Origin of the sequence: Azospirillum thermophilum, assembly GCF_003130795.1 — a bacterium.
Classification (GTDB): domain Bacteria; phylum Pseudomonadota; class Alphaproteobacteria; order Azospirillales; family Azospirillaceae; genus Azospirillum; species Azospirillum thermophilum.
Genome location: NZ_CP029358.1, coordinates 242,475 through 268,554 on the forward strand (window position 1 = coordinate 242,475; position 26,080 = coordinate 268,554).

At 69.6% G+C, this 26,080-nt stretch carries 18 protein-coding genes and 1 pseudogene; 7 read left to right on the plus strand and 12 right to left on the minus strand.

Annotation, left to right across the window (positions count from 1 at the left end; translation table 11 throughout):
- Positions 1-210: 210 nt before the first annotated feature.
- From DEW08_RS28910 to DEW08_RS28925, 4 genes are all read right to left on the minus strand, one after another.
- Positions 211-1,227 carry a DNA-directed RNA polymerase subunit alpha gene (locus DEW08_RS28910; protein WP_109333913.1) on the minus strand — a complete coding sequence of 339 codons (1,017 nt, stop codon included), beginning with the start codon at positions 1,225-1,227 and terminating at the stop codon, positions 211-213.
- Positions 1,228-1,362: 135 nt separating this feature from the next.
- Positions 1,363-1,761 carry a 30S ribosomal protein S11 gene (rpsK, locus tag DEW08_RS28915; protein WP_012974490.1) on the minus strand — a complete coding sequence of 133 codons (399 nt, stop codon included), beginning with the start codon at positions 1,759-1,761 and terminating at the stop codon, positions 1,363-1,365.
- A gap of 18 nt (positions 1,762-1,779) precedes the next feature.
- Positions 1,780-2,148 (minus strand): 30S ribosomal protein S13, encoded by a 369-nt coding sequence (gene rpsM / locus DEW08_RS28920; protein ID WP_109333915.1) that lies wholly within the window; start codon positions 2,146-2,148, stop codon positions 1,780-1,782.
- 267 nt (positions 2,149-2,415) lie between these two features.
- A complete protein-coding gene (locus tag DEW08_RS28925) occupies positions 2,416-3,642 on the minus strand; it encodes an ISAs1 family transposase (protein ID WP_109326513.1) in 1,227 nt (408 codons plus the stop codon).
- 234 nt (positions 3,643-3,876) lie between these two features.
- On the opposite strand from DEW08_RS28925, the gene pyk reads away from it, so the two are divergent.
- The gene (gene pyk, locus DEW08_RS28930) at positions 3,877-5,319 is read left to right on the plus strand and encodes a pyruvate kinase (protein WP_109333917.1); all 1,443 of its coding nucleotides are present in this window, start codon (positions 3,877-3,879) and stop codon (positions 5,317-5,319) included.
- 3 nt (positions 5,320-5,322) lie between these two features.
- Here pyk and DEW08_RS28935 read toward each other — a convergent pair whose 3' ends face one another.
- The 5 genes from DEW08_RS28935 to DEW08_RS28955 form a co-directional block, all read right to left on the minus strand.
- Positions 5,323-6,678 carry a hypothetical protein gene (locus DEW08_RS28935; RefSeq protein WP_146214783.1) on the minus strand — a complete coding sequence of 452 codons (1,356 nt, stop codon included), beginning with the start codon at positions 6,676-6,678 and terminating at the stop codon, positions 5,323-5,325.
- 104 nt (positions 6,679-6,782) lie between these two features.
- A complete protein-coding gene (locus tag DEW08_RS28940) occupies positions 6,783-7,307 on the minus strand; it encodes a tetratricopeptide repeat protein (protein WP_245987070.1) in 525 nt (174 codons plus the stop codon).
- Positions 7,308-7,557: 250 nt separating this feature from the next.
- The gene (gene fusA, locus DEW08_RS28945; protein WP_109333923.1) at positions 7,558-9,699 is read right to left on the minus strand and encodes an elongation factor G; all 2,142 of its coding nucleotides are present in this window, start codon (positions 9,697-9,699) and stop codon (positions 7,558-7,560) included.
- 226 nt (positions 9,700-9,925) lie between these two features.
- The gene (locus DEW08_RS28950) at positions 9,926-10,285 is read right to left on the minus strand and encodes a RidA family protein (RefSeq protein WP_109333925.1); all 360 of its coding nucleotides are present in this window, start codon (positions 10,283-10,285) and stop codon (positions 9,926-9,928) included.
- Positions 10,286-10,378: 93 nt separating this feature from the next.
- Positions 10,379-11,164 (minus strand): trypsin-like serine peptidase, encoded by a 786-nt coding sequence (locus DEW08_RS28955; protein ID WP_109333927.1) that lies wholly within the window; start codon positions 11,162-11,164, stop codon positions 10,379-10,381.
- Positions 11,165-11,185: 21 nt separating this feature from the next.
- Between DEW08_RS28955 and DEW08_RS28960 the strand changes: the two genes are divergently transcribed.
- Positions 11,186-13,399, plus strand: coding sequence for a DNA topoisomerase (locus tag DEW08_RS28960; protein ID WP_109333929.1), 2,214 nt, complete (start codon positions 11,186-11,188; stop codon positions 13,397-13,399).
- Positions 13,400-13,499: 100 nt separating this feature from the next.
- Here the strand turns inward: DEW08_RS28960 and DEW08_RS28965 are convergent, their stop codons facing one another.
- Genes DEW08_RS28965 through DEW08_RS28975 form a run of 3 tightly spaced genes read right to left on the minus strand, consistent with a single transcriptional unit; the run spans position 13,500 to position 16,404 of the window.
- Positions 13,500-14,441, minus strand: a complete 942-nt coding sequence (locus DEW08_RS28965; RefSeq protein WP_109333931.1) for an electron transfer flavoprotein subunit alpha/FixB family protein — start codon at positions 14,439-14,441, stop codon at positions 13,500-13,502.
- A 2-nt stretch (positions 14,442-14,443) separates the two neighbouring features.
- A complete protein-coding gene (locus tag DEW08_RS28970; protein WP_109333933.1) occupies positions 14,444-15,193 on the minus strand; it encodes an electron transfer flavoprotein subunit beta/FixA family protein in 750 nt (249 codons plus the stop codon).
- A gap of 38 nt (positions 15,194-15,231) precedes the next feature.
- Positions 15,232-16,404: an acyl-CoA dehydrogenase gene (locus DEW08_RS28975; protein ID WP_425429150.1), complete on the minus strand. Its 1,173-nt coding sequence runs from the start codon at positions 16,402-16,404 to the stop codon at positions 15,232-15,234.
- 317 nt (positions 16,405-16,721) lie between these two features.
- On the opposite strand from DEW08_RS28975, the gene DEW08_RS32995 reads away from it, so the two are divergent.
- From DEW08_RS32995 to DEW08_RS28995, 5 genes and pseudogenes are all read left to right on the plus strand, one after another.
- Positions 16,722-17,510: a DedA family protein gene (locus tag DEW08_RS32995; RefSeq protein ID WP_245987071.1), complete on the plus strand. Its 789-nt coding sequence runs from the start codon at positions 16,722-16,724 to the stop codon at positions 17,508-17,510.
- Positions 17,399-18,379, plus strand: coding sequence for an ATP-grasp domain-containing protein (locus DEW08_RS33000; protein WP_245987072.1), 981 nt, complete (start codon positions 17,399-17,401; stop codon positions 18,377-18,379). The genes DEW08_RS32995 and DEW08_RS33000 overlap by 112 nt, the downstream gene beginning before the upstream one ends.
- Before the next feature lie 111 nt (positions 18,380-18,490).
- A complete protein-coding gene (locus DEW08_RS28985) occupies positions 18,491-19,816 on the plus strand; it encodes an efflux RND transporter periplasmic adaptor subunit (RefSeq protein ID WP_109334172.1) in 1,326 nt (441 codons plus the stop codon).
- A pseudogene (locus tag DEW08_RS28990) lies at positions 19,813-22,872 on the plus strand (multidrug efflux RND transporter permease subunit); the annotation flags it as partial. The gene DEW08_RS28985 and the pseudogene DEW08_RS28990, both read left to right, overlap by 4 nt.
- A gap of 127 nt (positions 22,873-22,999) precedes the next feature.
- Positions 23,000-26,080: an efflux RND transporter permease subunit gene (locus DEW08_RS28995; RefSeq protein ID WP_109333937.1), complete on the plus strand. Its 3,081-nt coding sequence runs from the start codon at positions 23,000-23,002 to the stop codon at positions 26,078-26,080.

The window sequence follows — 26,080 nt, forward strand, 5'->3', positions numbered from 1 at the left end:
GGGGAGCCGATCGTGGACCCCGCCGCCCGGATGGAGCCGGTACGGTAGGGGACGGGCCGGGACGGCCCTGGGAAACAGTAGGGCCGGAACGGCCCTGGGAAACAAGAGGGCCGGGACGGCCCTGGGATGGAACGGGCCGGATGGCCCTGACAAACGTCCCCGCCGGCGGGCGGCCGGCGGGGACGGATGACCTCGGTGTCGAGAAAAGGCTTAGTACGGCTCTTCCAGACGCTTGGCCAGCTCCTCGATGTTCTCGGGCGGCCAGTTCGGGATTTCCATACCCAGGTGCAGGCCCATCTGGGCCAGCACTTCCTTGATCTCGTTCAGCGACTTGCGGCCGAAGTTCGGGGTGCGGAGCATTTCCGCCTCGGTCTTCTGCACCAGGTCGCCGATGTAGACGATGTTGTCGTTCTTGAGGCAGTTGGCCGACCGGACCGACAGCTCGAGCTCGTCCACCTTGCGGAGCAGGTTCTTGTTGAACGGAACCTCCTCGTGCTTCTCCTCGGCGACCGTGTGGGTCGGTTCCTCGAAGTTGATGAAGAGCTGGAGCTGGTCCTGCAGGATACGGGCGGCGAGCGCCACCGCATCGTCCGGCTTCACGGCGCCGTTGGTCTCCACCGTCATCGACAGGCGGTCATAGTCGGTGACCTGGCCGACGCGGGCGTTGTCGACCTTGTAGGAGACCTTGCGCACCGGCGAGAACAGCGCGTCGACGGGGATCAGGCCGATCGGCGCGTCCTCGGGCCGGTTCTGGCTGGCCGGGACATAGCCCTTGCCGGTCTCGACCGTCAGTTCCATGTTCAGCCGCGCGCCGTTGTCCAGCGTGCAGATGACCAGATCCGGGTCCATGACCTGGATGTCGGCGCCGGTCTCGATCATGCCGGCCTTGACCTCGCCCGGGCCTTCGGCGCGCAGGCGCATGCGCTTCGGGCCGTCGCCGCCCATGCGCAGGCCCATCGTCTTGATGTTCAGGACGATGTCGGTCACGTCCTCGCGGACGCCGGGGATCGAGGAGAACTCATGCAGCACGCCGTCGATGTGGATCGACGTGACGGCGGCACCCTGCAGCGAGGAGAGCAGGACGCGGCGGAGCGCATTGCCGAGGGTCAGACCGAAGCCGCGTTCCAGCGGCTCGGCGACCACGGTCGCCACACGGTCGGCGTCGTCGCCGGGCTGGATTTCCAGCTTCGACGGCTTGATGAGTTCCTGCCAGTTCTTCTGAAGCACGGATCGTACCTCTTGCCATCGGGTGAATCACGAAACCGCGGCGACCGGCCGTTCCCATTCTGCGAGGGCCGCGATGGCTGCGGCCCCCTGTCCCGGAACGGCTGGTCCCCGCGGGCGCGGAGACGTCTTGCGGACTTAGACGCGACGCTTCTTCGGCGGGCGGACGCCGTTGTGGGGGATCGGCGTGACGTCGCGGATCGAGGTGATCTGGAAGCCGATCGACTGCAGGGCGCGCAGGGCGGACTCACGTCCCGAACCCGGACCCTTGACCTCGACCTCCAGGGTCTTCATGCCGTGCTCCTGAGCCTTGCGGCCGGCATCCTCGGCAGCCACCTGGGCGGCGTACGGGGTCGACTTGCGCGAGCCCTTGAAGCCCATGGTGCCCGACGACGACCAGGCAATGGTGTTGCCCTGCGCGTCGGTGATGGTGATCATCGTGTTGTTGAACGAGGCGTTCACGTGGGCGACGCCGGCAGTGATGTTCTTACGCTCACGACGACGAAGACGCTGCGAGGCGGCGGACGGCTTGGCCATGGAAGGTAATCCTCTGTCTTACTTCTTCTTGCCGGCGATCGGCTTGGCCGGACCCTTGCGGGTGCGGGCATTGGTGTGGGTGCGCTGGCCGCGGACCGGCAGGCCCTTGCGGTGACGCAGGCCGCGGTAGCAGCCCAGGTCCATCAGACGCTTGATGTTCATCGCGACTTCGCGACGCAGGTCACCCTCGACCTGATAGTCGCTGTCGATCGTCTCGCGGATCTTCAGGACTTCGTCGTCCGTCAGCTGGTTCACGCGGCGCTCGGCCGGGATGTCCAGCTTCTTGCAGATTTCCTTGGCCTTGAACGGGCCGATCCCATGGATGTAGGTCAACGCGATCTCCACGCGCTTCTGCGCGGGGATGTTGACGCCAGCAATACGCGCCACGCCTGCTCTCCTCGATTCTCAACAACCGCCCCCAAAAGGGGCCGCCGGTGCGACAAAGCGGCCCGATCCAGATCCCCCTGATCTCGGGACGCAAAACTTCGTTCGAACCCCTGGTGGGGCACGAGAGGGTGCGAATATTGAAAACCACCGGCCATTTGTCAAGATGAATCCCCGGCCGGGGCGTTCGCAGCGCACGGACACGGACATAAAGCGATTCCTCCGCCGGGGCAAGCGGGGTGTCCGATCCGGCAGGGCTCCGAATCCAGGTTAACGGATTTTGGCGGCAAGGATGGCGTCGAGGTAATCGGTGTCCCATCCCGCCAGCTTTCGTCGGAGCTTGATGCTTGTCGCTTTGGGTTTGGCCGGTTTTTTGGTGGCGCGCCGCAGTCCCGAGCGCGGCCGGGCGGGTTCCTCGGCCTTGCGGACGAGATTGATGGCGAAATGGCGGACGACGGCCATGTTCTGAGCGCCATGTCCCTTGCGCAAGCGGGACTGGTCGTCGGTGAAGACGACGTCGAGAACCCAATGCAGCCGGTTCTCGATGCCCCAATGCCCCCGAATGGCCTCAGCCGCTGCCTGGGCGCTCAGCGTGGCGGAAGAAACGTAGTAGCGGGTGTCGAAGCGGCAGCGGTCCTTCAACTCGGCTTTGCTGCCAACCCGAATGATCGAGGCGACGGCGGGCAGACGCACCTCGCCGGGGAAGCGGCGCTCGCCGGTCAGCCAATCGACCTCGCGGGCGACCGTGACCGTGCGCTGCTCGATCCGGCCATGGCCCTTGTCGATGTCGGTGGCGTGCTCGAGGGCCACGTCCGGGGCCTCGGCGAAGTAAGTTTCGATCTCATCGCGCAGGGTCGGCTGGTTGGCCTTGACCGCCAGCAGGTAGTCGGCCCCGGCGTCGCGGATGGCTTGGGCGATGGTGGCGTTGCAGGCGATGGCGTCGATGGTCACGATCGCTCCCGTGAGGCCGCCGTCGGCCGCCAGGCGCTCCAGAAGAACGGGAATGGCCGCGAGTTCGCCAGCCTTGTCTTCGACGGCTTCCTGCCCGAGCACCAGACGGCTGGTGGTGGCGAAGGCCGACACCAAGTGGAGAGGGGCTTGAGCGCGGCTGCGGTCATGGCTGCGCCGCGAGGTCTTGCCGTCGATGGCGACAAGCTCGGGGCGGTCGGGCCAAGCCTCGCGCACCCAGGCTGTGAAGCAGTCCTGGAACAGGCACGGGTTGATCCGGTTCATGAACACGGTCAGCCAGCGTCCGCTCGGCACCCCGTGATGGTAGGGCTGAAACCGCCGCAGAAAATCGAGCCGGGCTTCGCCCCACGCTGCGATCGCCTCATAATCCTCACAATCGGCGATCGTCCCACAGACCGCCAGAAGCAGAATCTCCGGCAAGGGATAGGCCACCCGCCACGGATCGCGCGGATCGTCGATCAGCGAAAAATGATCCAGCAGCGCCTTCAGACGCGATTTCTGACCAAATTCGGCTGCGATGGAACTCATGGCACGGCACCCCCGATCCGGTTCGGCCCCACCGAATCAGAAACCGTGCCGTTCGTAAACCAGCGTTAACCCGACTTCGGAGCCCTGTCCGATCCGGCCGGCCGCGCATGCCGGGCTTGATCGGCGCACCGGGTCGGGCAACATGGGCGGGGGATGCGCTGTTCGCAGCGTTGGCGGCCCGCCCGGCCGCGCCGTTCCCGCCCGTCCCGTCCGACCGCAACGGAAGCCTCCCCGATGACCGCCACCGGCCGCCCGATCCGCCGCTCCCGCCTCACCAAGATCGTCGCCACGCTCGGCCCCGCCTCCGCCTCGCCGGAGGTGATCCGCGCCCTGTTCGAGGCCGGGGTGGACGTCTTCCGCCTGAACTTCAGCCACGGCACCCACGAGGACCACGGCCAGCGCCTCGCCATCCTGCGCGAGCTGGAGGCGGAGACCGGCCGCCCGATCGCCGTCATGGCCGACCTGCAGGGTCCGAAGCTGCGCATCGCCACCTTCGCCAACGGCCCGATCACCCTGACCGCCGGCCAGGAGTTCCGTCTGGACCTGTCGAAGGAGCCGGGCGACGACCGCCGCGTCGGCATGCCCCATCCGGAGATCTTCGCGGCGCTGACGCCGGACACCGACCTGCTGCTCGACGACGGCCGGGTGCGGCTGCGCGTGCTGTCCTGCGGCCCCGACCATGCCGACACCCGCGTGGTGTCCGGGACCCGGCTGTCGGACCGCAAGGGCGTCAACGTGCCCGGCGTCGTGCTGCCGCTGTCGCCGCTCACCCAGAAGGACCGCGCCGACCTCGCCTTCGCGCTCGACCACGGGGTCGACTGGGTGGCGCTCAGCTTCGTGCAGAAGCCGGAGGACGTGGCGGAGGCGCGGCGCCTGATCGCCGGCCGCGCCGCGCTGCTGTCGAAGCTGGAGAAGCCCCAGGCCATCGCCCATCTCGCCGAGATCATCGAGCTGTCGGACGGCATCATGGTCGCCCGCGGCGATCTCGGCGTCGAGCTGCCGGCGGAGGACGTCCCGACGCTGCAAAAGCGGATCGTCCGCGAGTCGCGCCGCTCCGGCAAGCCGGTGATCGTCGCCACCCAGATGCTCGAGTCGATGGTCGCCGCCCCGGCGCCGACCCGGGCCGAGGCTTCGGACGTCGCCACCGCCGTCTATGACGGGGCGGACGCCGTGATGCTGTCGGCGGAGACGGCCAGCGGCTCCTATCCGGTGGAGGCGGTGTCGATCATGGACCGCATCGCCCGCCGGGTGGAACATGACCCGCTCTACCGCTCCATCATGGACGCCCAGCATCCGGACCCGCAGCAGACCGCCGCCGACGCCATCACCGCGGCGGCCCGCCAGGTGGCCCACACCATCCAGGCGGCGGCCATCGCCACCTACACCACCTCCGGCTCGACCACGCTGCGCGCGGCGCGCGAGCGGCCGGAGGTGCCGATCCTCTGCCTGACCTCGGCGATGGAGACGGCGCGGCGGCTGCAGCTCGCCTACGGCGTCCACGCCGTCCACACCCAGGACATCAGCAACTTCTCGGAAATGGTCCAGACGGCGACCCGCACGGCCTTCCGCGACGGCATCGCGCTGGAAGGCCAGCGGCTGGTCATTACCGCCGGCGTGCCCTTCGGCACCCCCGGCAACACCAACATCCTGCGCATCGCCTGGGTGGAGGGCGAGTAGCCGCTACTCCACCGCCGCCAGGGTCTTGCGCCCCTCCCCGTGCGGGCGGGGCGGCGGCGGGGCCGGCGGCTCGGCATCCAGGCAGGGGGCGTGCAGCATCTCGCTCTCCCGCCGGACATGCGGCAGGTCGAACTTCAGCTTCAGCTCGATGTTGCGCCAGATCTGGCGCAGGCGCTGGACATGCAGGTCCTCGCCGATCGCCCGGACGATGGTCTCGACCGTGGCGTCGGTGATGCCGCGGTCCTGCTGCAGGACGGTGCCCTTGCCGTCGGTGCGCGGCGTGTTCAGCGCCGTCACGAGCAGGGCGCGCGAGGCCGGCGTCTCCAGGAAATGCTCCAGGTCGAAGATGGTCCGCACGTTGATCAGCCGCAGCGCCTCGATCTGGTCGAGGTCCAGCGCCAGGATCAGCTGCGCCTGCGCCACCCAGTCCATCGTCTCGTAGATGCCGTAGGGCGTCTCGACGAACAGCAGGATCGGGTTGGCGGTGGCGAGGTTCTGCACGTCCTCGATCTCGAACTCGGCCAGCCGGAACTTGATGGCCGAATCGATTCCCAGCACCATGTCGATGGGATATTCCTTGGCGAAGCCGGAGGCGCGCGGATCGACCCGCCGCACCTGGAGCTGCGGCACCCGGCTCAGCAGGGTCTGCAGGCCGAGCTTCGGGAAGAAGCCGATCAGGAAGGCGACGATCAGCTCCGGCACCCGGTCGCCGACCACGCTGGACGGACTGCTGTTCATCAGCTCGACATAGCCGTGATGCAGCGTGACCGAGGTGACGCAGGCCAGGATGATGTGCGCCGTCACCCGCAGGAAGGAGATCGGCGACAGGTCGTAGTTGGAGATCCGCCGCACCAGGTAATCGATCGACCAGATATAGGCGCCGATGAAGGTGAAGGTCAGCGCCGACATGGTCTGCATCTGGTAATGGACCATCGTCGTCCGGCTGGCGGGGTCGCCGGTGACCAGCGTCATGCCGCTGAAGAAGGGCTGGAAATGCTCCAGCCGGGCATGCGTCAGCAAAAGGCCGGACGAGGTCAGGAATCCGCTGAACGACACCAGGATGAAGACCAGCACCGGCAGGAAATAGGCCCGCCATTCCGATGGCTGCGGCTGGTCGCTCTGATGCGGCAGCGCCCGGTACTTGTAGGCGGCGAACTCGAAGGACGGGATCAGCGTGTCCGGACCGTGGCCGTCGATGCGGAAGACATTCTCCAGATCGGCGATGATCTTCTGCCGGATCGTCTTGATGTTGCTGCGGCCGATGAAGATCGTCAGCGGCAGGATGAAGGACAGGCACAACAGGGCGACGGCGCTGAGGACACGCAGCTCCGCCACGACTTCAAAGATACCGTGCAACATGCGAGATCCCGCCGCGGTCGCCGGGCGGCCCGCCCAGGCCGTTCTTCATACACCCAAAGCGGGAGTAAACGCAAAGAATTACGCGAAACACATGCAGACGTATGTCACAGCGCGAGGCCGGCGGCGCTGATGCGGATGGACTGCGCCTGCCGGCGCAGATTGGGCAGGTGCGGGTTGATGGCGAGCGCCGCGTCGAAGGCGCGCAGGGCGGCGGCCGGCCGGTCGAGTTCGAGATAGACGAGGCCGAGCGTAGCCAGGGCGCCGAAATGGCGGGGCTCCAGCAGCAGGGCGCGGCGCAGATCGTTCATCGCCGACTCGTAGTCGCCCAGCATGTAATGGGCGCTGGCCCGCTTGTTCCATCCCTCGGCATAGGTCGGATCGCGCGCGACGACGCGGTCGAAGGCGTCCAGGGCGGCCGGATAGTCGTCGGCGTTCAGGCTGAGCACGCCGGACCGCATCTCCGCCAGCAGCGTCTCGTCGGGATGCTGCAGCCAGACGTCCCAGATCCGGCCCTCCACCGGCTCGGCGGCGACATCGTCGGGGGCGGCGCGCAGGGCCTGGAACAGCGAATCGAGCGGCGCGCTTCCCTGCCCCGCCCCGGCGGGGGCGCCAAGCAGAAGCGTCAGCACAACAGTCAAGAAAAAGAAGCGCTGGCTCATGAAAGAGAGTGTGGGTGTGTCCGGCGGGACCGCCAACCCCCTTTTCGTCGATTCTGCCAAAGTCGGAAAAATTTTCGCGAACGGCCTATGCCCTGACCAAAGCCGCGTCCGCTCCGCCGCATTCCGGGCCAAAAGGAAACGGCCGGCGGATCGCTCCGCCGGCCGTCGCCGTAGAACCGTCGTCCGGCCCCCTCACCGGGGACCGGACGGGGTCGGGAGATCAGGCGGCCTTGTTGCGGCCGGCCACGATTTCGTCGGTGACGTTGCGCGGCACCGGCTCGTAGTGGCTGAACTCCATGGTGTAGGACGCACGGCCCGAGGTCATGCCGCGCAGCTGGCCGATGTAGCCGAACATCTCGTTCAGGGGCACGTTGGCCTCGACGGCGATGTTCGAGCCGCGCTCCAGCTGGCCCAGCACCGTGCCGCGGCGGCGGTTGATGTCGCCGATCACGTCGCCGAGGTAGTCCTCCGGCGTCACGATCTCGACCTTCATCACCGGCTCGAGCAGGATCGGGGCGGCCTTCGGCAGGGCCTCGCGGAAGCAGGCCTTGGCGGCGATTTCGAACGTCAGGGCGTTCGAGTCGACGTCGTGGTACTTGCCGTCCACCAAGCGGGCGCGGAAGTCCACGGTCGGATAGCCGGCGAGGACGCCGTCTTCCTTCTGCAGCGTCAGGCCCTTCTGCACCGACGGGACATACTCGCGCGGCACCGAGCCGCCGACCGTCTCGTCCTTGAACTCGAAGCCCTGGCCACGCTCCAGCGGCTCGAAGATGATCTTCACCTCGGCGAACTGGCCCGAACCGCCGGTCTGCTTCTTGTGGGTGTAGACCAGCTCGACCGGCTTGGTGATCGTCTCGCGGTAGGCGACCTGGGGCTTGCCCATGTTGCCTTCCACGCCGAACTCCGTGCGCATGCGGTCGAGAGTCACCTCGAGGTGCAGCTCGCCCATGCCGCGCAGGATGGTCTGGCCGGTTTCACGGTCGGTCTCCAGGCGGAGCGACGGATCCGCGCGGACCATCTTGCCGAGCGCGATGGAGAACTTCTCCTGCTCGCCCTTGGTCTTCGGCTCGACCGACACGCTGATGACGGGGTCGGGGAAGCGCATGCGCTCCAGGATGACGGGCGACGAGGCGTCGCACAGCGTGTCGCCGGTCTCGGTCTCGGTCAGCGAGACGAGGGCGACGATGTCGCCGGCGCGGGCCTCTTCGATCGCGTTGGCTTCCTTGGCGAACATCTCGACCATGCGGCCGATCTTCTCGCGCTTGCCGCGGGTCGAGTTGAGGATCGACATGCCCTTCGTCAGCACGCCCGAATAGACGCGGATGAAGGTCATCGAGCCGTAGGTGTCGTTGATCACCTTGAAGGCCAGGGCCGAGAAGGGCGCCTCGTCCGAGCTGGCGCGCTCGCCGTTCGGGTTGCCGTCCTCGTCCACGGTCGCGATGGCCGGAACGTCGGTCGGGGCCGGCAGATAGTCGACGACGGCGTCCAGAACCTGGGTCACGCCCTTGTTCTTGTAGGACGAGCCGCAGAGGACCGGGGTGAAGGCGCTGGTGATGGTGCCCTTGCGGATGCAGGTGCGCAGCACGTCGGGCGACGGCTCCTCACCGGTCTCCAGATAGGCCTCCATCGCGGCGTCGTCCTGCTCCAGGGCAGTGTCGACCAGCTCCTGCCGCAGGCCCGGGATGCTCTCGATGTTGTCGAGGTCTTCCTTGACCGTCAGGTTCAGCTTGCTCGCCAGGTCATCGGTGATGTCCCAGATTTCCCACTTGGCGTCCTTGTCATCGGAGAACCAGACGTAGGCCTTCATCTCGATGAGGTCGACCATGCCGCGGAAGTTGTCTTCCGAGCCCAGCGGAACCTGCAGGCACAGCGGACGGGCGCCCAGGCGGTTGCGGATCATGTCCACGCAACGGCGGAAGTTCGCGCCCGAGCGGTCCATCTTGTTGACGTAGCACATGCGCGGGACGTTGTAGTTGTCCGCCAGGCGCCAGTTCGTCTCGGACTGCGGCTCCACGCCGGCCACGCCGTCGAACACCACGACCGCGCCGTCGAGCACGCGCAGCGAGCGGTTCACCTCGATGGTGAAGTCCACGTGGCCCGGGGTGTCGATGACGTTGATCTTCTTGCCGCGCCAGAACGCCGAGACCGCGGCCGACTGAATCGTGATGCCGCGCTTCTGCTCCTGCTCCAGATAGTCCGTCGTCGTCGACGTCTTCAGGTCCTTGGTCTCGTGGACGTCGATGATCGTGTGCTTCCGGCCCGTGTAGTACAGGATGCGCTCGGTCGTCGTCGTCTTGCCGGCATCGACGTGGGCGATGATGCCGATGTTGCGGATGTCAGAAAGTGGCGTTTGGCGCGGCATGTTGCAGATCCATTACATTAACGCGGCTTCCGGGGCGCGACGAGTGTCGGCTCCGGCGGCAAGGGTTGGTCGGGGTTGTACGGGCGATCCGTTAAGGCGTCATTAACACTCTGTAAACCGGAGGAGCTTTTTTCCACCGATTTTTCCGCGAGCGAGGCCCTCACAGTTGTCGGGCCACGCCGGCACACCCCAACCGAGGCTGCCGGGTTGCCCCGTTCCCGCGGACTTATTTGGCCGCGGTGACCTGAATTTCAACGAGATATTGCGGCGCCGCGAGCTTCGCTTCGACGGTGGCGCGGGCCGGCGGGTTCCGGGTATCGACCCAGGCTTCCCAGGCCTTGTTCATCTGGCCGAAGGTCGCGATGTCCGCGAGGTAGATGGTGGCGGACAACAGCTTGCTCTTGTCCGTCCCGGCCTCCGCCAGCAGGGCGTCGATCTGGCGCAGGATCTGGGCCGTCTGCGCCTCGACCTCGGCGACCATCTCGCCCGCGCCGAACTCGGCGACCTGACCGGCGAGGTAGACCGTATCGTTGTGGACGACCATCTGGCTCATGCGCGGTCCGGTATGGAAGCGCTGAATCGACATGACGAGGTGTCTCCGGAATCTATCGAGGCTCGGACGCGCGTACCTCTATGCGATTCAGGCGCGCCGACCTAGCAAAAAATGCGCGTCGTCCGCTCAAGGCTGCCGTGAGGGCGCGAATACCCCCACCGCGCGGCGCAAAGAGGCGGCCGGGACCGCGAAATTGCGCCGCCCCGTCTCCTGCCCGGCCCCCTGCCCTGCAGCAACCCCGATCCCCGCCACCGCCCATCCCCCGCCGTCGCGGACGAACAGGGCGGTCCCGCTGGTGCCGCGGGTGGCGGCGCAGTCGTGGACCAGCAGCGGCCCGCCGGGCGCCGCCGCGGTGCCGAGGATCCGGCAGGCCCGGTCGGCGGTCAGGATCTGCGCCCGGTCCTGGCTGTAGCCGCCGAGCATGGCCGCTTCGCCCGGCTGCGGCTCCCGGTCGAGCAGCGGCACCGGCACCACGCCGGACGGGGCCGGCGCGGCGAGCGTCAGCACCGCCCAGTCGCGCGCGATCGCCTGGGCGGGGAGGGCGGGATCATAGGCCGGATCGGCGGCGATGGCGCGCACCGCGGCGTGGCTTTGGAAGGTGCCCCGCTCATAGCCGAACAGGACGTGCAGCGACGACTCCGGCAGCGGCCGGCGGGCGCGGTTCAGCAGGCAGTGGGCGGCGGTCGCCACCCGGTCGGGCGCCACCAGCACGCCGGTGCAGCGCCCGCCGAGGCTGGTCTGCACCCGCGACAGGCTGCGCCACGGCGCCTCCGCCGCCGGCACCGCCTCCCGCCGGTCCTCCGCGCCGATGCCGGGCAGCAGCGGACGCTCCGCCCGCGCCGGCCCGGCGGCCAGCAGCAGCCCGGCGGCGAGGAGAAGCGGCAGCCATCGGTGTTCTTGATCCGTTTTCATCCTGGCCTTATCCTTCCGCCCATGGCGACCGTCATCATCACCGAGAAAACCAGTCAGGCGAAGGATCTGCGCGCAGCGCTCGGCGAGCGCTGGGGGCGCATCCTGCCGGCCGAGGGCCATCTGCTGCGGCTGGCCGAGCCGGAGGAGGTCGATCCCGCCTGGAAACGCTGGTCGCCGACCCTGCTGAAGCCGGACGGGCTCTACCCCACCCGGCCCGACACCGGCGGCAACAAGGCGGCGAAGCTGGAGGCGATCAAGGCGGCGCTGCGCTCCTGCGACCGGGTCATCCTCGCCACCGACTGCGACCGCGAGGGGCAGCTCATCGGACAGGAGATCCTGGAGCATCTGGGGTTCCGCGGCCGGGTGGAGCGGGCGCTCTTCACCGCCCAGGACCCCAAGACGATCCGCGACGCCTTCTCCGCGCTCAGGCCCAACGAGGCGATGCGGCCGCTCTACGAGGCGGCGGTGGCGCGCCAGCAGGCCGACCAGATCTTCAACCTCACCCTGACCCGCACGGCCACCAAGACCCTGCTGGCGCCCGGCACGCGCGGGGTGATCGGCATCGGCCGGGTGAAGACGCCGACGCTCGCCATCGTCTGCCTGCGCGAGCTGGAGATCCGCGACTTCAAGCCGGAGGATTATTTCGAGGTGGTGGCGACCGCCACCGTCGCCGGCGGCAGCTTCCTGATGCGCCACGCCCCGGCGCCGAAGGACCGCATCAAGGACCGTGCCCGCGCCGAGGCGATCGCCCGCGCGGCGGAGGGGCATGGCGGGCCGCTGTCGGTGACGGTGGAGGCGAAGCGGCAGGGGCCGCCGAAGCTCTACGACCTGCCGTCGCTGCAGAAGACCTGCGGGCAGCGCTGGGGCTGGACCGCCGACCGGACGCTGGCGGTGGCGCAGGAGCTCTACGACGGCGACGGCAAGAAGCTGATCACCTATCCCCGCGCCGAGGCCCGCTACCTGTCGGAGAACCAGATCGCCGACGTGCCGGCCATCGTCGGGGCGCTGACCCGGCTGCGCGGCTTCGCCCATCTGGAGATCGGCCGGCCGGTGATCCGCAAGGGCAGGTCCGGCCATTTCTGCGACAAGGCGCTGGAGGGGGTGTCGCACCATGCGGTGATCCCCAACGTCAACGTGCTGGACGACCTCGAGCCGCGGCTGGCCCGGCTCGGCGACGACGAGAAGCGGCTGTTCGCGCTGATCTGCCGCTCCTACCTCGCCGCCGTCATGCCGGACTACGAGTACCGCCAGACCACCGTGGTGATGCCGGTCCCGGTGGAGGGCCGGCCGCTGCCCTTCCGCGCGGTCGGCCGCATCCCGCTGCTGCTCGGCTGGAAGGCGGCCTTCGGCTCCGCCGACTCGGACTCCGGCAAGGAGGAGGAGGCGGAACAGACCCTGCCGCCGCTGACCGACGGGGAGCCGGCGGCGCTGTCCGACGCCAGGGTCGAGGCCAGGCGCACCCAGGCGCCGCCGCGCTACAACGAGGGCACGCTGGTCGACGCCATGCAGAACGCCTGGCGCTTCGTCGAGGATCCGGCCCTGCGCGACCGGCTGAAGGAGGCGAAGGGCATCGGCACCCCCGCCACCCGCGCCGAGGTCATCAAGGGCCTGCGCCGGCAGAACCTGCTGACCGCCGACGGCAAGTGGCTGATGCCGACGCCGGCCGGGCTGCAGCTCTTCGAGACGCTGCGCGCCGCCGCCCCCGTCCTGGTCGATCCCGGCACCACCGCCCTGTGGGAGATGAAGCTGGACGAGGTGGTGACCGGCCGCGCGCCCTTCCGCGCGGTGATCGACGCCATCGCGGAGGAGGCCGGGCGGTTGATCGGCGTGCTGTGCGGCAGCCGCGGCGCGACGGTCGACCTCGGCACCCCGGCGCCCAAGGGCCGCTTCACCCGCCGGCGCGGCGCCACCGCGGCTGCCGGTCCCCGCGCGGGCCGGCGCCGGAGCCCCAAGGGCGCCGCTGCCGGCACCGCGGAGGAAGCGCCGAAACCCCGCGTCCGGCGGACCCGCAAACCGGCCGCTGCGGCTGCGCTGCCGGATGCAGCGCGATCCGGGTCGGACGGCGCCGCCCCCGCCCCCGCCCCGGCGGCCGGAGCGGCGCGGCGCAGGGAGCCGACGGAGCGCATGCTGGCCTTCGCCCGCAGCCTCGCCACCCGCAAGGGAATCGCCCTGCCGGAGGCGTGCCTGCACGACTTCGACCACTGCCGCCAGTTCCTGGACCAGCACGCGAAGTAGGCTTCCCAAGCGCCTGTCCCGTAAAGAAAAAATCCTCTCCCGCCAGGACGGCGGGAGAGGCAGGGGAGATCGCAGGGAAGAAACTCGGAAACGGACCGGATCAGAGGGACGAGGTCAGCTCCGGCACGGCCTTGAAGAGGTCCGCGACGAGCCCGTAATCGGCGACCTGGAAGATGGGCGCTTCCTCGTCCTTGTTGATCGCGACGATGACCTTGCTGTCCTTCATGCCGGCGAGGTGCTGGATCGCACCGGAGATGCCGACCGCGATGTACAGCTCGGGCGCCACGATCTTGCCGGTTTGCCCGACCTGGTAATCATTGGGCACGAAGCCCGCGTCGACCGCCGCCCGGCTGGCGCCGACCGCCGCCCCCAGCTTGTCGGCCAGCGCCTCCAGAAGCACGAAGTTCTCGCCCGACTGCATGCCCCGGCCGCCCGACACCACCACCCGCGCCGCCGTCAGCTCCGGACGCTCCGACTTCGTCAGCTCCGCCGACACGAAGCGCGACAGACCGGCCGCCACGTCCTGCGCCGCCGCCACGCTCTCGACCGCCGCAGCACCACCTTCGCCGGCCGCCGCCTCGAAGGCGGTGGTGCGCACGGTGACCACCTTCACCGCGTCCGGCGACTGCACCGTCGCGATCGCGTTGCCGGCATAGATCGGCCGCTCGAAGCTGTCCGCCGACACCACCGCCGTGATGTCCGACACCATCGCCACGTCCAGCAGGGCCGCCACCCGCGGCAGCAGGTTCTTGCCCATCGACGTCGCCGCCGCCAGCACATGGCCGTAGCCACCCTGGGCAAGCCCCACCACCAGCGGCGCCACCGCCTCGGGAAGCTGGTGGGCATAGGCGCCATCGTCGGCCAGCAGCACCTTCGCCACACCGGCCACCCTGGCCGCCGCCGCCGCCGCGGCCTGCGCCCCCTGGCCGGCCACCAGCACGTGGATCTCCCCACCAATCTTCCCGGCCGCCGTCACCGCATGCAGCGTGGCGGGCTTCAGCGTCGCGTTGTCGTGCTCCGCGAGAACAAGAATGCTGGCCATGGTCAGATCACCCGCGCTTCGGTCTTCAGCTTGTCCACCAGGGCGGCGACGTCCGCCACCTTCACGCCGGCCTTGCGCTTGGCCGGCTCGGCCACCTTGAGCGTCTTCAGCCGCGGCGCCACGTCGACGCCCAGGCTGTCGGGCGTCACGGTCTCCAGCGGCTTCTTCTTGGCCTTCATGATGTTGGGCAGCGAGGCGTAGCGCGGCTCGTTCAGCCGCAGGTCGGCCGTCACCACCGCCGGCAGGGCGAGCTCGACCGTCTCCAGACCGCCGTCGATCTCGCGCGTCACCGTGACCTTGCCCTCGCCGGCCTCCAGCTTCGAGGCGAAGGTGCCCTGGCCCCAGCCGAGCAGGGCCGCCAGCATCTGGCCGGTCTGGTTGCAGTCGTCGTCGATCGCCTGCTTGCCCAGGATGACGAGCTGCGGGCCCTCCTTGTCGACCAGCGCCTTCAGCGTCTTGGCCACCGCCAGCGGCTGGGTCTCGGCGTCGGTCTGCACCAGGATGGCCCGGTCGGCCCCCATGGCGAGTGCCGTGCGCAGCGTCTCCTGCGAGGCCGCAGGACCGATCGACACCGCCACGATCTCCACCGCCTTGCCCGCCTCCTTCAGACGGACCGCCTCCTCGACCGCGATCTCGTCGAACGGGTTCATGCTCATCTTCACGTTGGCGGTCTCAACGCCGGACCCATCCGCCTTCACGCGGATCTTCACGTTGTAGTCCACCACCCGCTTGACCGGGACCAGAACCTTCATCGTCTCATCTCCCTCGGCAGGCCGCAGTCAGGCTGTAGTCAGGCCGAGAAGGCCTGGATGCCCGTCTGCACACGGCCCAGGATCAGGGCGTGCACGTCGTGGGTGCCTTCGTAGGTGTTCACCGTCTCCAGGTTCACCATGTGGCGGATGACCTGGAACTCGTCGGAGATGCCGTTGCCGCCGTGCATGTCGCGGGCCATGCGGGCGATGTCTAGCGCCTTGCCGCAGTTGTTGCGCTTGATCAGCGACACCGCCTCCGGCGACCAGCTTCCCTCGTCCATCATGCGGCCGACGCGCAGGCAGGCCTGCAGGCCCAGCGCGATTTCCGTCTGCATGTCGGCGAGCTTCTTCTGGATGAGCTGATTGGCGGCCAGCGGCCGGCCGAACTGCTTGCGGTCCAGCGTGTACTGGCGGGCGGCGTGCCAGCAGAACTCCGCAGCCCCCATCACGCCCCAGGCGATGCCGTAGCGCGCCTTGTTCAGGCAGCCGAACGGCCCGCCGAGGCCGCTGGCGTTGGGCAGCAGGTTCTCGTCCGGCACGAAGGCCTCGTCCAGCACGATCTCGCCGGTGACCGAGGCACGCAGGCTCAGCTTGCCCTCGATCTTCGGAGTCGAGAAGCCCTTGGTGCCGCGCTCGACAACGAAGCCCTTGATCTTGTTGTCATGGGCGTCCGACTTCGCCCAGACCACCGCGAGGTCGGCGATCGGCGAGTTGGTGATCCACATCTTGGAGCCGGTCAGCAGATAGCCGCCGTCCACCTTGCGGGCGCGGGTCTTCATGCCGCCGGGGTCGGAGCCGTGGTCCGGCTCGGTCAGGCCGAAGCAGCCGACCATCTCGCCGGTCGCCAGCTTCGGCAGCCACTTCTTCTTCTGCTCCTCGCTGCCGTAGGCGTGGATCGGGTGCATCACCAGCGAGGACTGCACCGACATGGCGGAGCGGTAGCCGCTGTCCACCCGCTCGACCTCGCGCGCCACCAGCCCGTAGGCGACGTGGTTGACGCCCGGCCCGCCGTATTCCTCGGGGATGGTCGGGCCGAGCAGGCCCAGCGCGCCCATCTCGGTCATGATCTCGCGGTCGAACCGCTCCTCGCGGAAGGCGGAGATCACCCGGCTCTGCAGCTTGTCCTGGCAATAGGCGCGCGCCGTGTCGCGGATCAGCTTCTCTTCGTCCGAAAGCTGGTCTTCGAGAAGGAAGGGATCATCCCACTGCATGCTCTTCACGACGCGTCTCCTGACTCGGGTTGGGCTTGTATTGGCGCGCAATGATTGGGGTGGCGTCCAATTGACCGATGCGCACTTTGCCCCGCCGCCGGCCATAGTGGCAAACACATATTCGCGATGAAAGCCATATCGTTTCGCTATGGCATGCGGAGAACGCGAAGCTGGGGTCGCCGGCAAAAGTTTTGTAGGCTCCGTAACCCTTTTTTTTGTATTCTCCTTCCTACTTTCGGCCTAAGCGATCCATCGAAGGGACAGGCCCCGTGTTTGCTGCGTTGCACCCAATAACGGCCTTCTCCGAACTCCCCCTGTTGTTTGGCCTTGCTCTGCTGACTCTGCTGCACGAGGACGTCGCGATTGCCGCCGGCGCCAGCCTGATCAGCCTCGGCACCGTCAGCCTGGGCGTCGCCGCCTTTGCCCTCATGGGTGGCATCATTGCGGGCGACGTCGTCATCTATTGCCTGGGCCTGCTGTCCCTTCGCGTCGGCTGGCTGCGGCGCCGGTCGGAGGGTCCGTTGCTGGAGCGCTGCCGCTCGGCGCTTCACCGCAACCTCCTCACCACCCTGGTGACCTGCCGGCTGATTCCGGGCGTCCTGTTCCCGACCTATTTCGCCTGCGGCATCATGCGGGTGCCCTTCCTGCGCTTCACCGTGATCACCACGGTGACGGCGATCGCCCATGTCTGGCTGCTGCTGACCCTGATGACCTCCTCGCTGGAGGCGGCGGCGCTGGAGGTGCAGGTGATCGGCGTCGCCGCCGTCCTCACCATCATGGCCGCCCGGACGCACACGGCGCAGTCGCTGGCGCGCGCGGTGCTGCGGCGGGCCGCCCGCCGGCTGGCTCCCTGGCTCCGCCCGGTCCTGCACGGGCCGGCGCTGCCGCAGGCGGTCGACCTGCCGGGCCTGCCGCTGGTCCCGGCGGGCTCCGGCTCGATCGGCATCGCCGAGCGCATCCCGCCGCTGCTGTTCTACATCCCGCTGGTCATCCAGTGGTTCGCCCTCGGCTTCCGCCACCGCAGCCTGACCCTGCCGACCGCCGCCAACCCGTCGATCGAGGCGGGGGGCTGCTCGGCGAATCGAAGATCGCCTGCATCGACCTGATCACCGGCGACGCCCGCCGCTGGGTCGCCGAGTCGCAGGCCCTGCGCAACCGCGCCGGCTGGACGGCGGCCGACCTCGACGCCGCCGTCGGTGCGGCCGGCCTGTCCTTCCCGCTGGTGGTGAAGCCCGATATCGGCTGGCGCGGCTTCGGCGTCCGGCTGGTCCGCTCGGTGGAGGATCTGCAGGAGTATCTGCGCGGCTTCCCCGCCGACTGCCGCTTCATCCTGCAGGCCTATGTGCCCTATGCCGGCGAGGCCGGGGTCTTCTACGCCCGCATGCCGGGCGAGCGGCACGGCCGCATCTTCTCCATGACCTTCCGCTATTATCCGCATGTCGTCGGCGACGGCCATTCGACCCTGGACGAGCTGATCGCCCGCGACCCGCGCGCCGCCATGAAGGGGAAGCTGCACCGCGACGCCCTGCGCGACCGCCTGCACGAGATCCCCGTGGCCGGCGAGCGGGTGCGGCTGTCGCTGGTCGGCAGCAGCCGGGTCGGCGGCCTCTACAAGGACGCCTGCGGCTACGTGACGGCGACGCTGACCGCCCGCTTCGACGAGATCGCCGACTCGATGCCGGAGTTCCATTTCGGCCGCTTCGACGTGCGCTTCGCCTCCATCGAGTCGCTGCAGCGCGGCGAGGAGTTCCGGATCATCGAGGTGAACGGCGCCGGCGCCGAGGCCATCCACATGTGGGATCCGGAATTCGGCCTGATCGACGCCTACGCCGCCCTGTTCCACCAGCAATCCCTGATGTTCGAGGTGGCCGCCGCCAACCGTGCCCGCGGCTTCCAGCCGCTGACCGCGATGGAGCTGGTGCGCTACCAGCGCCGCCAGCAGACCCTGCTGCCGCTCTACCCCGCCTCCAACTGAGGACCCGCGCACCCGGCTCATTTTTCCGCGACGACTTCTCCCGGCTGCCGCGTATCAGGACAAGGCCCCTTGCCGGCCGCCGTCCTCTGCCGCCCCAGCCGTGAGTCCGTCGTGAGTTCCAAGAAGAGCATCCGCTGGAAGCCGGTCGTCACCGGCCTGATCCTCGCCGTCCTGGTGGGCGGGGTCGGCTATGCCGTGCAGGACCGCCTGACCGCCCCGCCGCAGGGGCAGGCCGGGCCGCCGGGCGGCGGACGCGGCGGTGCCGTCCCGGTGGTCGCCGGCATCGCCGCGCGGGAGGACGTGCCGGTCTGGCTCGACGGCATCGGCACGGTGCAGGCCTTCAACAGCGCCGTCGTGCGGGCGCGGGCCGACGGCGAGATCCTGCAGCTTCCCCTGAAGGAGGGGCAGCTGGTCAAGGCCGGCGACCTGCTGGCCCAGATCGACCCCCGCCCCTACAAGGCCCAGCTCGCCCAGGCCGAGGCCAAGAAGGCGCAGGACGAGGCGCAGCTCGCCAATGCCCGCCGCGACCTCGACCGCACGATGAACCTGCGGGAATACGCCTCCCGCCAGTCGGCGGACACCCAGCGCGCCCAGGTGGCGGCGCTGGAGGCCCAGGTCCGCGCCGACGAGGCGGTCATCGAGAATGCCCGGGTCCAGCTCGGCTACACCACCGTCACCGCCCCGATCTCCGGCCGGATCGGCCTGCGCACCCTCGACGTCGGCAACATCGTGCGGGCGGGCGACCAGAGCGGGCTCGCCACCATCACCCAGGTGCAGCCCATCGCCGTTGTCTTCACCCTGCCGGAAAAGCTGCTGCCGACCGTCCTGGAATCGCAGGCGGCGGGCGAGGCCGCCGTCCAGGCGCTCGACCGCGAGGGGCGCCGGCCGCTCGGCAACGGCACGCTGGCGGTGGTCGACAACCAGATCGACCAGACGACCGGCACCATCCGGCTGAAGGCCACCATGCCCAACGAGCCGCAGCGGCTGTGGCCGGGCCAGTTCGTCAATGTCCGGCTGCTCGCCGCGACCCGGCGCGGCGCCACCACCGTGCCGGCGACGGTGGTCCAGCGCGGCCCGCAGGGCACCTACGCCTACCTGGTGAAGGAGGACATGACGGTCGAGCCGCGGCCGATCCGCGTCGGGCTGATCGAGTCCGGCAAGGCGGTGATCGAGGAGGGGCTGAAGCCCGGCGACCGCGTGGTGGTGGACGGCCAGTACCGGCTGCAGCCCGGCTCCCGGGTCCGGCTGACCGACGCGCCGGCCGGATCCGGCGCGGCCGCCCCCGCGGTCACCTCCGACGCCGCCGATCCCGCCGCCGCACCGGCTGGCCCCGCCGCCGCCCCGCGCGAGGAGCGGCGGCGCCAGAACCGCGAGCGGCCGGCCGCGGAGCAGGCGGTTCCGGAGCGGGCCGCGCAGGAGCAGCCGAACCGCTCATGAACATCTCGGCCCCCTTCATCCTCCGGCCGGTCGCCACCTCGCTGCTGATGGCGGCGGTGGTGCTGCTCGGCCTGCTGGGCTATGGCGTGCTGCCGGTCTCCTCCCTGCCGACGGTGGATTTCCCGACGGTGCAGGTGACGGCGCAGCTCCCCGGCGCCGCGCCGGAGGTCGTCGCCTCCTCGGTCACCGCGCCGCTGGAACGGCAGCTCGGCCAGATCGCCGGGGTCACCTCGATGATCTCGACCAGCTCCTTCGGGCTGTCGAACATCACCCTGCAGTTCAGCCTGTCGCGCAACATCGACGCCGCGGCGCAGGACGTGCAGTCGGCGATCAGCGCCGCCGCGGGCAACCTGCCCAAGGGGCTGCCGAACCCGCCCGTCTACAACAAGGTCAACCCGGCCGACACGCCGGTCATGGTGCTGGCGCTCAGCTCCGACAGCCTGCCGCTGGAGGCGGTCAGCGACGCCGCCGACACGCTGATGGCGCAGAAGCTGAGCCAGGTGGAGGGCGTCGGCTTCGTCGGGATCGAGGGCGGCATGCGCCCGGCGGTGCGGGTGCAGGTCAATCCGGCGGCGGTCGCCGGGCTCGGCCTGACGCTGGAGGACGTGCGCACCACCCTGACCCAGGCCAACGTCAACGCGCCCAAGGGCAGCTTCGACGGGGCGCGGCAGGCCTATTCCATCGGGGTCAACGACCAGATCGACGGGGCGGCGGCCTACCGCCCGATCATCGTCGCCTACCGCAACGGCGGCCCGGTGCGGCTGTCGGACATCGGGGCGGTGGTCGATTCGGTGGAGAACACCCGGCTCGGCGCCTGGCACGACGGCAGGCCGGCGGTGCTGCTGAACATCCAGCGCCAGCCCGGCGCCAACATCATCGAGACGGTGGACCGGCTGCGCGCCCTGCTGCCGCAGCTCCAGTCCGCCATCCCGCCGCAGATCGCGCTCTCCGTCCTGACCGACCGGACGGAGATGATCCGCGCCTCCGTCGCCGACGTGCAGAAGACGCTGGTGCTGACCGCCGCCCTGGTGGTGCTGGTGATCTTCCTCTTCCTGCGCAAGGCGTGGGCGACGGTGATCCCGGCGGCGGCGCTGCCGCTGTCGCTGATCGGCACCTTCGGCATCATGGCGCTGTGCGGCTTCAGCCTCGACAACCTGTCGCTGATGGCGCTGACCATCGCATCGGGCTTCGTGGTGGACGACGCCATCGTGATGATCGAGAACATCGTCCGCCACATCGAGGCGGGCGATCCGCCGATGGAGGCGGCGCTGAAGGGCGCGCGCCAGATCGGCTTCACCGTGGTGTCGCTCACCGTCTCGCTGATCGCGGTGTTCATCCCGCTGCTGTTCATGGGCGGCGTGGTCGGGCGCCTCTTCCGCGAGTTCGCCATCACCCTGTCCATCGCCGTGCTGGTCTCCGCCGTCGTCTCGCTGACGCTGACGCCGATGATGTGCGCCCGCCTGCTGAAGCCGCAGAGCGGGACGGAGGGCCGCCTGTTCCGCTGGAGCGAGCGCGCCTTCGACGCGATGCGCGACGGCTATGCCGCCTCGCTGCGTGTCGTGCTGCGGCACCAGCCGGCGACGCTGGCCTTCGCCGTCCTGACGCTGGGCGCCACGCTCTGGCTCTACGACGCGGTGCCCAAGGGCTTCCTGCCGCAGCAGGACACCGGCGTCATCATCGGAGTGACCGATGCCGCCCCCTCGATCTCCGTCGCCGCGATGGCGGAGCGGCAGCGCGCCGTCGCCGACATCGTGCGCCGCGACCCCGACGTGGCGGGTGTGGCGAGCTTCGTCGGCACCGGGACCGTCAACCCGACGACCAACACCGGCCGCCTGACCATCGCGCTGAAGCCGCGCGACCGGCGCGGCGCGACGGCCGAGGAGGTCATCGCCCAGCTGCGCGCCGCCACCGCCGCGGTTCCCGGCATCTCGCTCTTCATGCAGTCGGTGCAGGACGTCCAGATCGACAGCCGCATCAGCCGCACCCAGTACCAGTACGTCCTGCAGTCCGCCGACCCGAAGGAACTCGACGGCTGGACACCCCGCCTGCTGGCGGCGCTGAAGGGCCGGGCGGAGCTGACCGACGTCGCCACCGACCAGCAGCCCTACGGCCTGCAGGTCTATCTCCGCATCGACCGCGACGCCGCCTCGCGGCTGCATGTGCTGCCGCAGGCGATCGACGACACGCTCTACGACGCCTTCGGGCAGCGGCAGGTCTCCACCATCTACACCCAGACCAACCAGTACCGCGTGATCCTGGAGGTCGAGCCAGGCTTCCAGAAGGACCCGGACTCGCTCTCCAAGATCTACGTGAAGAGCACGACCGGCGCCGTCGTGCCGCTGACCGCGCTGGTCGCGGTCGAGAAGACCACCGCCCCGCTGGTCATCACCCACCAGGGCCAGTTCCCCGCCGCCACCCTGTCCTTCAACGTCGCCGAGGGGGTGTCGCTGGGCGCCGCCGTCCGGGCGATCCAGGAGGAGAGCGCGCGCATCGGCCTGCCGGAGACCATCACCGCCAGCTTCATGGGGACGGCGGCGGAGTTCCGCAGCTCGCTCGCCAGCCAGCCCTGGCTGATCCTGGCGGCGGTGGTGGCGGTCTACATCGTGCTGGGCATCCTCTACGAAAGCACGATCCATCCCGTCACCATCCTGTCCACCCTGCCCTCGGCCGGGGTGGGGGCGCTGCTCGCCCTGATGGCGACCGGGCACCACCTGACGCTGATCGCGCTGGTCGGCATCGTCCTGCTGATCGGCATCGTGAAGAAGAACGCGATCATGATGATCGACTTCGCGCTGGAGGCCGAACGCCACCAGGGGATGAGCCCGGAGCGCTCGATCTACGAGGCGTCGCTGCTGCGCTTCCGGCCGATCATGATGACGACCATGGCGGCGCTGCTCGGCGCCCTGCCGCTGGCGCTGGAGAACGGCACGGGGTCGGAGCTGCGCCGGCCGCTCGGCATCGCCATCGTCGGCGGGCTTCTGGTCAGCCAGCTCCTGACGCTCTACACGACGCCGGTCGTCTACCTCTACATGGACCGCTTCGGCCGCCGGCTGCGCGGGGGCGGCCCTCCCCGGACCCGCTGCCCCCGGACCCGCTGCCGCACGGCGTGGGCGGAGAGGCGGCGGAATGAGCCCCCGCCCGCCATCCCGCCCGGCCGCCGGGAAAACGGAGGGCGCCTGAGCCATGTCGCTCTCCACCCCGTTCATCCACCGTCCGGTCGGCACCTCGCTGCTGATGCTGGGGCTGCTGCTGGTGGGCATCGTCGCCTACCGCTTCCTGCCGGTGGCGCCGCTGCCGCAGGTGGAGTTCCCGACCATCGTCGTCACCGCCGGCCTGCCGGGCGCCAGCCCGGAGACGATGGCGGCCTCCGTCGCCACGCCGCTGGAACGGCGGCTCGCCCGCATCGCCGACGTGACGGAGATCACCTCCAACAGCTCGCTCGGCTCGACCTCCGTCGTCGTGCAGTTCTCGCTGAACCGCGACATCGAGGCGGCCTCGCGCGACGTCCAGGCGGCGATCAACGCGGCGGGCGGCGACCTGCCGGCCGACCTGCCGAGCCCGCCGCGGCTGCGCCGGGCCAACCCGGCCGACGCGCCGGTGATGGTGCTGGCGATGACCTCCGACACGCTGGAGCCGGGCGAGGTCTACACGCTGGCCGACACCATCGTCGGACAGCGGCTGAGCCAGATCGAGGGGGTCAGCCAGGTCACCATCAACGGGGCCGAGAAGACGGCGGTGCGGGTGCGGGTCGACGCCGCCGCCGCGGCCGCCATGGGCGTCAGTCTGGAGGACGTGCGCAAGACGCTGGCCCAGGCCAACGCCAACGCGCCCAAGGGCAGCTTCGACGGCGATGCCGAGAGCTGGGCCATCGCCGCCAGCGACCAGCTCTTCGGCGCCGACGCCTACCGCCGGCTGGTGGTGGCGGAGAACCGCGGTGCCGTCGTCCGGCTGGGCGACGTGGCCGAGGTGGTCGACGCGACGGAGAACGCCCGCGTCGCCGCCTGGTACAACGGCCGCCGCGCCGTGCTGGTCAACGTCCAGAAGGAGGCCGGCGCCAACGTGGTCGAGACGGTGGACCGCGTGCGTGCCGAGCTGCCGACCCTGCGGCGCTGGCTGCCGCCCGCCGTCGACCTCGCCGTGCGTACCGACCGCACCCCGACCATCCGCGCCTCCATCGCCGACGTGCAGAAGACGCTGGCGATCACCGTGGCGCTGGTCGTCATGGTGATGGCGCTGTTCCTGCGCCGCTTCTGGGCGACGGTGATCCCGACCGCCGCCGTGCCGCTGTCGCTCGCCGGCACCTGCGCGGTCATGTGGCTGGTCGGCTACAGCCTCGACAACTTCTCGCTGATGGCGCTGACCATCTCCGTCGGCTTCGTGGTCGACGACGCCATCGTGGTGATCGAGAACGTCGTGCGCCACCTGGAGAGGGGGGCGAAGCCGCTGCAGGCGGCGGTGGAGGGGGCGCGGCAGGTCGCCTTCACCGTGCTGTCGATCAGCCTGTCGCTGGTCGCCGTCTTCATCCCGATCCTGTTCATGGGCGGCATCCTCGGCCGGCTGTTCCGCGAGTTCGCGGTGACGCTGTCCATCGCCATCGTCGTGTCGGCCGTCGTCTCGCTGACGCTGACGCCGATGATGTGCGGCCACCTGCTGACGGAGGAGGCCGCGCGCGGCCGGCCCGGACTGCCCGGCCGGCTGCTGGACCGGACCGGCGACCGGCTGTTCGCCCTCTATGCCGACGGGCTGGACTGGGTGCTCGTCCACCGCCGCACCATGCTCGCCCTCACGGTCGCCATCGCCGGGATCACCGTCTGGCTCTACGGGCAGGTGCCGAAGGGCTTCTTCCCGCAGCAGGACACCGGCCTGCTGATCGGCTTCACCGAGGCGCCGCCCGACATCTCCTTCCGCGCCATGGTGCCGCGCCAGCGGGCCATGCAGGACGCCGTCGCCGGCGACCCGGCGGTGGAGGGGGTGAGCTCCTTCGTCAGCGGCAATTCCGCCGGGCGCGGCCAGCTCTTCATCACGCTGAAGCCGCGCGACCAGCGCGACGACATCGGCGCGGTCATGCAGCGGCTCCGCCAGAAGGCCCAGCGGGTTCCGGGCATCCAGCTCTTCATGGTGGCGGTGCAGGACGTCCGGGTGGGCGGGCGGTCCGGGCGCGGCCAGTACCTCTACTCCCTGCAAGGCAGCGACATCGCCGCCCTCAACGCCTGGGCGCCGCGGCTGGTGGAGACGCTGCGCACCCTGCCGGAGCTGGTGGACGTCGGCAACGACCAGCAGAACGGCGGGCTGGAGACGCGCATCACCGTCGACCGCGACGCCGCGGCCCGGCTGGGGGTGGCGCTGCGCGACATCGACGCGGTGCTGTACGACGCCTTCGGGCAGCGGCAGGTCACCACCATGTACACCATGCAGAACCAGCACAAGGTGGTGCTGGAGGTGCCGCCCTTCGAGCAGACCGGCCCGGAATCGCTCGACCGGCTGCATGTGCCGGGACGCGGCGGAAAGCTCGTGCCGCTGGGGGCGGTGGCCTCCGTGTCGATCGTCACCCGGCCGGCCTCCATCCAGCACCAGGGTTCCTTCCCGGTCGCCAACCTGTCCTTCAACCTGGCGCCCGGCGTCCCGCTCAGCCAGGCGACGGAGGCGATCAAGCGGGCGTCGGAGGAGATCGGGCTTCCGGCGAGCATCCGCGCCGGCTTCCAGGGCACCGCCCGCACCTACAACGACACCACCTCGACCCAGCCGCTGCTGATCGCCGCGGCGCTGATCGCCATCTACATCGTGCTCGGCGTCCTCTACGAAAGCCTGATCCACCCGCTGACCATCCTGTCCACCCTGCCCTCGGCCGGGCTCGGCGCGCTGATCGCGCTGGTGCTGACGGGCAACGAGCTGTCGATCGTGGCGCTGATCGGCATCATCCTGCTGGTCGGCATCGTGAAGAAGAACGCCATCATGATGATCGACTTCGCGCTGGAGGCGGAGCGCAGCCGCGGCCTGTCGCCGCTGGAGGCGATCCGCGAGGCCGGGCTGGTGCGCTTCCGCCCGATCATGATGACCACCATGGCGGCGCTGCTCGGCGCCCTGCCGCTGGCGCTCGACTTCGGGACGGGGGGCGAGATCCGCCGGCCGCTCGGCGTCGCCATCATCGGCGGCCTGCTGGTCAGCCAGATGCTGACCCTCTACACCACCCCGGTGGTCTATCTGGCGCTGGAGCGTCTGGCGCTGCGCCGCGGCGCCCCCCGGCGCCTGGCGGCGGCGGAGTAG

Coding starts and splice junctions, on each gene's coding strand:
- rpsK (WP_012974490.1), bottom strand. CDS start 1,761: ATGGCCAAGCCGTCCGCCGCCTCGCAGCGTCTTCGTCGTCGTGAGCGT.
- DEW08_RS28925 (WP_109326513.1), bottom strand. CDS start 3,642: ATGAGTTCCATCGCAGCCGAATTTGGTCAGAAATCGCGTCTGAAGGCG.
- pyk (WP_109333917.1), top strand. CDS start 3,877: ATGACCGCCACCGGCCGCCCGATCCGCCGCTCCCGCCTCACCAAGATC.
- DEW08_RS28935 (WP_146214783.1), bottom strand. CDS start 6,678: ATGTTGCACGGTATCTTTGAAGTCGTGGCGGAGCTGCGTGTCCTCAGC.
- fusA (WP_109333923.1), bottom strand. CDS start 9,699: ATGCCGCGCCAAACGCCACTTTCTGACATCCGCAACATCGGCATCATC.
- DEW08_RS28950 (WP_109333925.1), bottom strand. CDS start 10,285: ATGTCGATTCAGCGCTTCCATACCGGACCGCGCATGAGCCAGATGGTC.
- DEW08_RS28955 (WP_109333927.1), bottom strand. CDS start 11,164: ATGAAAACGGATCAAGAACACCGATGGCTGCCGCTTCTCCTCGCCGCC.
- DEW08_RS28960 (WP_109333929.1), top strand. CDS start 11,186: ATGGCGACCGTCATCATCACCGAGAAAACCAGTCAGGCGAAGGATCTG.
- DEW08_RS28965 (WP_109333931.1), bottom strand. CDS start 14,441: ATGGCCAGCATTCTTGTTCTCGCGGAGCACGACAACGCGACGCTGAAG.
- DEW08_RS28970 (WP_109333933.1), bottom strand. CDS start 15,193: ATGAAGGTTCTGGTCCCGGTCAAGCGGGTGGTGGACTACAACGTGAAG.
- DEW08_RS28975 (WP_425429150.1), bottom strand. CDS start 16,404: ATGCAGTGGGATGATCCCTTCCTTCTCGAAGACCAGCTTTCGGACGAA.
- DEW08_RS28995 (WP_109333937.1), top strand. CDS start 23,000: ATGTCGCTCTCCACCCCGTTCATCCACCGTCCGGTCGGCACCTCGCTG.